The organism is Limnohabitans sp., assembly GCF_044361985.1.
Classification (GTDB): Bacteria; Pseudomonadota; Gammaproteobacteria; order Burkholderiales; family Burkholderiaceae_C; genus Limnohabitans_A.
Genome location: NZ_JBIKHV010000006.1, coordinates 61599 through 69100, shown reverse-complemented (window position 1 = coordinate 69100; position 7502 = coordinate 61599). Strand labels below are relative to the sequence as shown.

General features: G+C 53.4%; 7 protein-coding genes and 1 tRNA gene. 1 reads left to right on the top strand and 7 read right to left on the bottom strand.

The annotated features are described in order from the left end of the window. Positions 1–152 precede the first annotated feature (152 nt). From ACIQ3A_RS02575 to ACIQ3A_RS02565, 3 genes are read right to left on the bottom strand one after another with little or no spacing between them, the layout of a single operon-like run. On the bottom strand, positions 153–782 hold the full coding sequence (locus tag ACIQ3A_RS02575; RefSeq protein WP_396430195.1) for a YdcF family protein: 630 nt from the start codon (positions 780–782) through the stop codon (positions 153–155). Further along, complete coding sequence (locus ACIQ3A_RS02570) at positions 779–2512, bottom strand: hypothetical protein (protein WP_396430194.1); 1734 nt, start codon at positions 2510–2512, stop codon at positions 779–781. The genes ACIQ3A_RS02575 and ACIQ3A_RS02570 overlap by 4 nt, the downstream gene beginning before the upstream one ends. Positions 2513–2514: 2 nt before the next feature. Further along, a complete protein-coding gene (locus ACIQ3A_RS02565) occupies positions 2515–3792 on the bottom strand; it encodes a hypothetical protein (protein ID WP_396430193.1) in 1278 nt (425 codons plus the stop codon). 156 nt (positions 3793–3948) lie between these two features. Between ACIQ3A_RS02565 and ACIQ3A_RS02560 the strand changes: the two genes are divergently transcribed. After that, on the top strand, positions 3949–4392 hold the full coding sequence (locus tag ACIQ3A_RS02560; protein ID WP_396430192.1) for an NUDIX domain-containing protein: 444 nt from the start codon (positions 3949–3951) through the stop codon (positions 4390–4392). Here the strand turns inward: ACIQ3A_RS02560 and ACIQ3A_RS02555 are convergent. The 4 genes from ACIQ3A_RS02555 to ACIQ3A_RS02540 form a co-directional block, all read right to left on the bottom strand. Continuing rightward, complete coding sequence (locus ACIQ3A_RS02555) at positions 4370–5194, bottom strand: carbon-nitrogen hydrolase family protein (protein ID WP_396430191.1); 825 nt, start codon at positions 5192–5194, stop codon at positions 4370–4372. The two genes, ACIQ3A_RS02560 and ACIQ3A_RS02555, sit on opposite strands and share 23 nt — an antisense overlap. A gap of 31 nt (positions 5195–5225) precedes the next feature. Continuing rightward, positions 5226–5642: a hypothetical protein gene (locus tag ACIQ3A_RS02550; protein ID WP_396430190.1), complete on the bottom strand. Its 417-nt coding sequence runs from the start codon at positions 5640–5642 to the stop codon at positions 5226–5228. Between the two features lie 415 nt (positions 5643–6057). After that, a tRNA-Ser gene (locus ACIQ3A_RS02545) sits at positions 6058–6150 on the bottom strand. A gap of 17 nt (positions 6151–6167) precedes the next feature. Continuing rightward, on the bottom strand, positions 6168–7430 hold the full coding sequence (locus ACIQ3A_RS02540; RefSeq protein ID WP_396430189.1) for an aspartate kinase: 1263 nt from the start codon (positions 7428–7430) through the stop codon (positions 6168–6170). Positions 7431–7502 lie beyond the last annotated feature (72 nt).

Below are 7502 nucleotides of genomic sequence, written 5' to 3'. Positions count from 1 at the left end.
CAGGTGCTGGAGAGTTTGAAGATCAAAAAACCGACACAAGACGCCCAGATGACCCTCTTGTAGTGGCAAATTTCGAGCTGGCCCTATATGAATCAAGGACTTACGTCATTTTGTGTCGAACTCGGGGGTGCCTCATCAAAATCAGGGGCGATTTAATCCCTCTCGCTTTGGTCCAATTTAAGGTTTTTCAGGCCGGTGCGGCTAAAGTGCATAATGCTTGGACTCGACCGCATCGTTAGATATTTTTCTATCTTTATGAGTTCACCAATGACCAGAGAACGCCCTCTCGGGTCATGAAACCAATTATCAGGAGGACAATACCTGCTCGGGTAATTTATGATACCGATTTGAATTAAATCATCTGAAAATACCTGCTTCAGTGTCTCGGTTGCTCGGCGCATATGATAACTGATGGCGATGACGTTAATCGCCATACCGCGCTTGAGCAGATTGGCACGATCCATAAGCACCTTGGCATTTTGTATGTTTTCCAGGGTGTTGCTCGCATGCCTATCGACCAGCACGTCGTTTAGGCAATAGCCCATTCTTGCCCAGGCGCGTTTCATGCTCAACGCTTCTGCACATCCCAGGGTCGGATTGAATCCGCCTGTGAAGATGACTTTGCCAGCAGCCCCGGCCTTGTAAATCTCGATGGACTTCTGCAACGGCCGATGCCACAAGGTCTGACCTAATACGATCGTGGCATCCGCGATAAGAGGACGGTCAGGCAAAAATACGTAGTCGGTTATTTGCCGCAGGTCTGGCTCACTCAATTCAATCATGTTCTTGTATCACCGCTGAAGTGCATCGACGCATACTCAAAAGGCAGTCCACTGGCAGCGAGAAGGTCGAGTCTGTCGGCATGCACGATCAGTCCGTCAATGGTGGAGTCGGTTCTCAGCATCCCGATTTTTTCATACGCGGAGGACGGTCCCGCCAAGTGCAATGGCTGTCCGTCCTGGGCGAGGATTCCTTCGTCGGTGCAGAATACCGTTCGCCTCCCACTCGCCACCTGCTGCTGCCACAGACGCACTGCGTTTGACCGGTAACCTGAACCAACAAATACATCGATCGGAATTTTTCCCTTGGAGGGAAAAATGCTTCGCATATAAGCCCGTGCGGCCCTCCTCTGGAACGGATGGGTACGACCCATTACCGGGGAATAGTTGACTTCATTAATTACGGCACCATTGTCATGCCAGGGACGCGCGATATCGGTCGATATGAAATCAACACCTGCGCAGTTGAGTCCGAATAAACGGGCAGCCCGGATGGCGAGTGCCGCATTGTCCGGGTGTAACGCCGATGTCACCTCTTCCGGATCACCTCCCCACAGGGTTGACTGTGCTGGACGCAGAAACGCCTTTTCCCCAGGAGCTAGAACACTTTTGGGCGACATCCCCGAGGTGCTCAGGCAGTCGAGGGCCAGCTCATCGAGGTGATATTCCGGCAGTCGCTTATTCGGAATTTTTCGTCGGATAGACGCATTTAGCTGATCGACCAAAGCAGCAATTGTTTGTATGCCATCGCCGACAACGGATTTCGGATGTCGCTTGACGGCATAAACAACCTTACCATCTATGACGAGGATGCGATGACATGTTCCCGCGATTTGCTCTTCTACGAGAAACTGTTTCGAGAGCAACGCAGCAAGGTTTATCGCCGACTGTAGTGCAGCTTCCGTATTAATTCCCAGGGTAACGCCTTCTCCGCGGTCGCGGTCTACCGGCTTGACGACCAAAGGCAGACGTAAGTGGGAAAGGGATGCCAACGTCAGCGGCTGTCCCGATTTGAACACGCTACCCGATGGAACGGGTATGCCTGACGACCGCATCCATCGCAGAGCCTTATGTTTGTACAGCGTAGTTTTCGCTCCGATGGCGCTGTCGAGCATATTGCTACTGCGATCGAATATTCTTGACTGGGCGCCCCAGCCCAGCACATAGCAGCCAAAACCACAGTGTGCGAAGGGTATCTCGGCCTCAAAGGCTGCCTGCAGAATCGGTATCGAGGACTTTCCACCGGGAATTTGTGCAGACCAAGGCAGCACATGCTTTTTCTGAAAAGCTTGGTAAATGCTTTCGATCATGGACTGATCGTCGGCATGCTTCAGTACCTCCGAGATCAGTTCATAGGCGATCGATAGCCATGCATGAAATACCTTCGCGGGAAAATGCTGCACGACCGGGAACCAGAGGTCGACAACAAAGTGATGGGGACTATTTTGATCGTTAGCCAGGTGGCTGATTGCGGCGCGCTCAAAGACGGGTACCCGAATGTCTTGCAGGAGGATCGTCGTGATGCAGAGCCATCGACTTAAATATTTCTCGGCCGGCCGGCCGGTAGCCGTATCGCCGAGAAAACTCAACTGATAGCTTTTTACGTCGAATTCCAGAGCGTCGAGGATCCACTGATCAAGCAGCTTGAAATCAATGGATTTCGGCAGATGGAAAGTTAGCTTCATGCGATTTGCCGGCTGCCGCATGCCGAACCGATAGCCTTGTGATTCCATGATCAGCCTCTCACGCTGAAGAGTGCAGCAAGGGTTCGGCCTAGATGGAAGTTTTTCATCGCATGGTCGCGGCCCGCATGCCTGACTTCCTCCCGCTTTCTTTGTCCCTCAGATGACGCCAGCAGCCAGTCGAGCAGTGAAGGAATGTCTTCTTTACTGGCTTCCAGATAATCGATGCCTGGCTGCAGTCCAGGAACTCGGGGCGAAGTCTCGGTCAGGACACAATTACCCTGTAACAGGCCGTAATGCACAATCCGCTGCCATTCAAAATAAGGCATGTTGAAGTGATGAATGTTGAGTTGAATTTTCGCCCGGCGCGCGAGCAGGGTATATTGCATAGGACTGATTGCAGACGGATGTTTGTCGCTCAGTGCACCGACGACGCCGATCAGTCGGACAAAACTTCGATGCCGCCGAAAGCTGTCTTGGTGCTGCTGTGCCCAGCCTTGCCGCCTTTTCGAGTTTGAGCCTATCCACAGCAAATCAATGTCTCTGTTTTGCTCAATCAGATTTGTCTGGAAGATGGCATTTTTCGGCGTGTAACCCAAGGGCAGGAAACGCGCGTTGATACCCAGTCGGCACAGCGATGCTGTCGTCTGTAAGTTCATATCCAACACAAAGGGTGCTTTGAACAAGAGCTTGAGAATACGCGCAAACCAGCGCGATGGCATCTGCTCGGTATTGATCAGTAGGGCATCGGAGAAACGTGGGTCCGAAACATCGGGCGCACCTTCAAGGCAGAAAAAGTCATGCGGCGCCAGGACCATTGACAGCGCAGCCCCGGTGTTTTTTGCCGGAAGTGTTTCATCGGCAGCGATGGCAGTCACGCCGATGTCGCTGAATGCCTGAACGAGCAGGTCCTGAAACTGGCGGAAAACAAAATGGCCTTGCGAATGGCAATACACCGTGACTGAATCACCTTTCTGAAGCGTTGGCCAGGCTGCTTTCGATTTTTCGGTTTCTGCCAAAGCAATTTCTGGTTGATGAAACCATGGCTGCTGCCAGCGCATCACCTCTGCCGATGACCAGGCTCGCCGTCCTTCGGTAAGGCCTTCCTTCAGGTAGTGGAGCAGGGGGTTCAGGCTGGCATGGCGTACGTCTTCGTTACGCCAGAGATAACGTGATGTGCTGAATAAGGGTCCGGGATCCAGCCCCTGTCGCCAGCCATGATGCAGGTAATGCATGGCAGCGCTCGTGCCAGCTGGCAGCGGCGAGGCCAGTTGCGCACGGTAATAAGCTTCGTCAAAAAATACCGATTGTCCAATTAAGGAGTCATTCATGATTGTCATCAATCATTAAAGCAGTCGAGCGACCAGCCACGGTGGTAGTTAAAGCCGCCCAGGGATAGTGGCAAAGTGTGAGCCGAACGACTGCTCGATGGTGGGCCAGTCGATCACGTAGGCGCGAAAAATAACCCCCACCAACTTCATGCACATATGTCTGATTCTGATTCGCCCACCAGTAGTTCATGTTTGTCGCCTCAGTTGAAAAGTCTTTGGGTTGTCGCCGCAGATATATGGCATGGTAATCAAATCTTTGCCGCCAAAAGGAAGCTCGATGGCGGATCGGGTTTGAAGTGGGACTTACCCGGTAGGAATGTCGAAGCTGGTGAATCGGCTCCACAAGCACCCCAAAGAGAAATCCTCGAGGAACTTGGCATTGTTATAGACGTTGGACCGTTCATCGGAACATTCGCCACACCACTCGACAAGCACTTGATCGAGCTTGAGTGCTACTGGTGCACGTCACAAGACCGTGAGTTTACGCTGTCAAGACATGAGGAAACTGGTTGGTTTGAGCCAATTGAGTTGCAAGCATTGGAATGGGCACTCCCTGATATCCCAGTGTTGGAAGTGGTTAGGGTCCCAACAACTCAGTAGCCGTAGTGCTCAGGCGACGATGCCTCAAGGCCTGCAAGTTGTGACGGACTGACTTCAGTCGCTCGGGGTCCATCTCGCCCATAACCACGCCCTCGCCTTCAGGCAAGACCGAGACAACCTCTCCCCAAGGGTCAATCAACATGCTGTGACCATAGGTTTGGCGACCGCTTGCGTGAGTGCCCCCTTGCGCTGCCGCCAACACGTAACACTGGTTCTCGATGGCCCGAGCACGCAACAACACTTCCCAGTGAGCTGAGCCTGTCGGAACGGTAAAGGCCGATGGCACCAAGATCAGGTCAACCTCGCCCATAGCCCGGTAAAGCTCAGAAAACCGCAGGTCATAGCAAATAGACATCCCAATACGCCCAAAAGGCGTGCCAGCAGTCACTATTTCTGTTCCCGCCACCATGGTGCGGCCTTCATCCAAATTGCGGGCTCCGTCTTGGTATCTGAAGAGATGCACCTTGTCGTACCGGGCCACCACTTCGCCTTGAGGATTGAACAGCAAGGCAGTATTGGTAACCTTGGCCGGGTCTTGGGTCTTGATGGGGATGGAGCCACCGGCAACCCATATGTTGTGCTGACGAGCTTTGGACGCCAGCATTTCTTGAATGGACCCTTGTCCAACCTCCTCCGCGATCTGGAATTTGTCGGTTTCATGCAATCCGATTTGCACAAAGTACTCGGGCAAAGAAACCAGTTGGGCACCATCGCTGGCAGCTTGGTCGATCAGCCTTTCGGCAGTGGCCAAGTTCGTTGCCAAATCAGGCGCAGACACTATCTGCAATGCGGCGATCTTCATGGGTTTGCGATCACGTAAAAATTTGAAGTGGTCAGCGCTTGATCATCACAATCTGATCTGCGGCAATGGTGACCTCGAATTCAACTAGCTCACCATTTTGGAGCTTCGGGAAGGCTAAGCCTGCCACGTTAAACCGCCCCGGCTTCGCGGCTGGTACAGGGCCTTTGACCTGAGCGCCTTCTCCCTGTGCTACGGCTTTGTTGCCATCACATACAGACAAAAGAGCAGCCTCAGTAACCTCAACCGCTCGAACCCGCGTCAATTCAGATTTCTTCTTCAATGCCAAGATGCGCCCCGCATCATCCAAAAGACGCACCGATTGAAACTGTGGTGCCCAGACTGAGTTGTCCATCCGCCCGGCAGTGATGCAAGTAGAAGCCTGAACGCCGATTGGCAAAAGACAGGAAGCCAACAAAAGACATGGCTTGTAGATTGTGAAAGCGTTCATCTGAAGCTCCGATCAAGGATGCTCATCATAAGTCGCAGAGCGGTCAGACCGCTTAGAAAGCCGGCGAACGTTCGCAACATTTCAAAAATTTATATGCCCCTCGGGGGGCTGATTTTGAAAAGAAAAGGGGGGGTTTGGATTTGGCCCGAAGGGCAATAGGACGAGCAAATCACAGTGCAAAGGCAGACAGGAGTCCCCGCTCAGGATTTGGGGGGTGGGGGTACGGTGGGGTCTGACTAAGCTGGAAAATTGGAAGCACCTGCGTCCTGAGAAGTTTGGTGAGCTTGTAACAGCTTGCTGTCTATCCAACCAAAAAGTGACAACACCACTTTGATCGCTGATGACTTTTTGATGGTGGGTAAATTGGGGGGTAAAAATAAAAAATGCGCCGGAAGGCGCATTTTTATTGGGTCACTGGCGGAAACGGAGGGATTCGAACCCTCGATGAGGCTCTACACCCCATACTCCCTTAGCAGGGGAGCACCTTCGGCCACTCGGTCACGTTTCCAGTGCGCAAATTATAACTTAGGCTTGATCCAGATCGAAGGCTTTGTGCAAGGCGCGCACGGCCAGCTCCATGTATTTTTCGTCGATCACGACCGAGGTCTTGATTTCGGAGGTGGAGATCATCTGGATGTTGATGCCTTCTTCGCTCAAGGAGCGAAACATCTTGCTGGCCACACCCACATGGCTGCGCATGCCAATGCCCACGATGGATACTTTGCAGATCTTCGCGTCACCAGCGACTTCTGCGGCACCCAGAGAGGGCAGGACTTTTTCCTTGAGCAGGTCGATCGTCCTGGCGTAGTCATTGCGGTGCACAGTGAAACTGAAATCGGTTTTGCCGTCTTTGCTCAGGTTCTGGATGATCACGTCCACTTCAATGTTGGCATCGGCCACAGCGCCCAGTATTTGGTAAGCGATACCGGGTTTGTCAGGCACGCCCAACACGGAGATTTTGGCTTCGTCGCGGTTGAATGCGATGCCGGAAACGACGGCTTGTTCCATTTGTTCGTCTTCCTCAAAAGTGATCAGGGTGCCGGAGGCGGCTTCTTCGTTGATGTCAATGTCCCAGGGCGTGAAGCTGGACAGCACGCGCATGGGCACTTTGTATTTGCCGGCAAATTCGACCGAGCGTATCTGCAGGACTTTGGAGCCGAGCGATGCCATTTCGAGCATTTCCTCAAAGCTCACCGTGTGCAGGCGACGGGCCTCTGGCACGACCCGAGGGTCGGTGGTGTAGACCCCATCCACGTCGGTATAAATCAGGCATTCGTTCGCCTTCATGGCTGCTGCAATGGCCACAGCCGAAGTGTCTGAGCCGCCACGGCCAAGCGTGGTGATGTTGCCGTTTTCGTCCACTCCCTGAAAACCCGTGATGATGACCACGCGGCCATTGTTCAGGTCGGCACGTACGCGCGCGTCGTCAATCGATTCGATGCGGGCCTTGGTGAAAGCATTGTTGGTCTTGATGGCCACTTGCCAACCCGCGTAGCTGACCGAAGGCATGCCTTCGGACTGCAGGGCAATCGCCAGCAAAGCCGATGAAACTTGCTCACCCGTGGAAGCCAGCATGTCGAGCTCACGGTTGAAGGCCTCGTTGGGCTTGGCAGGGGCTAACTCTTTGGCCAGGCCCAGCAAGCGGTTGGTCTCGCCGCTCATGGCGCTTGGGACCACCACGATCTGATGGCCTGCACGCGCCCATTTGGCCACGCGCTTGGCGACATTGCGGATGCGCTCGGTCGAGCCCATCGAGGTGCCGCCGTATTTATGAACGAACAAAGCCATGTGTAGTTTTAAAAAGGAAAATCAGGAAGGGGGAGGCCCCGGCAAAACACATCGATTGTACCTATGGGTTGT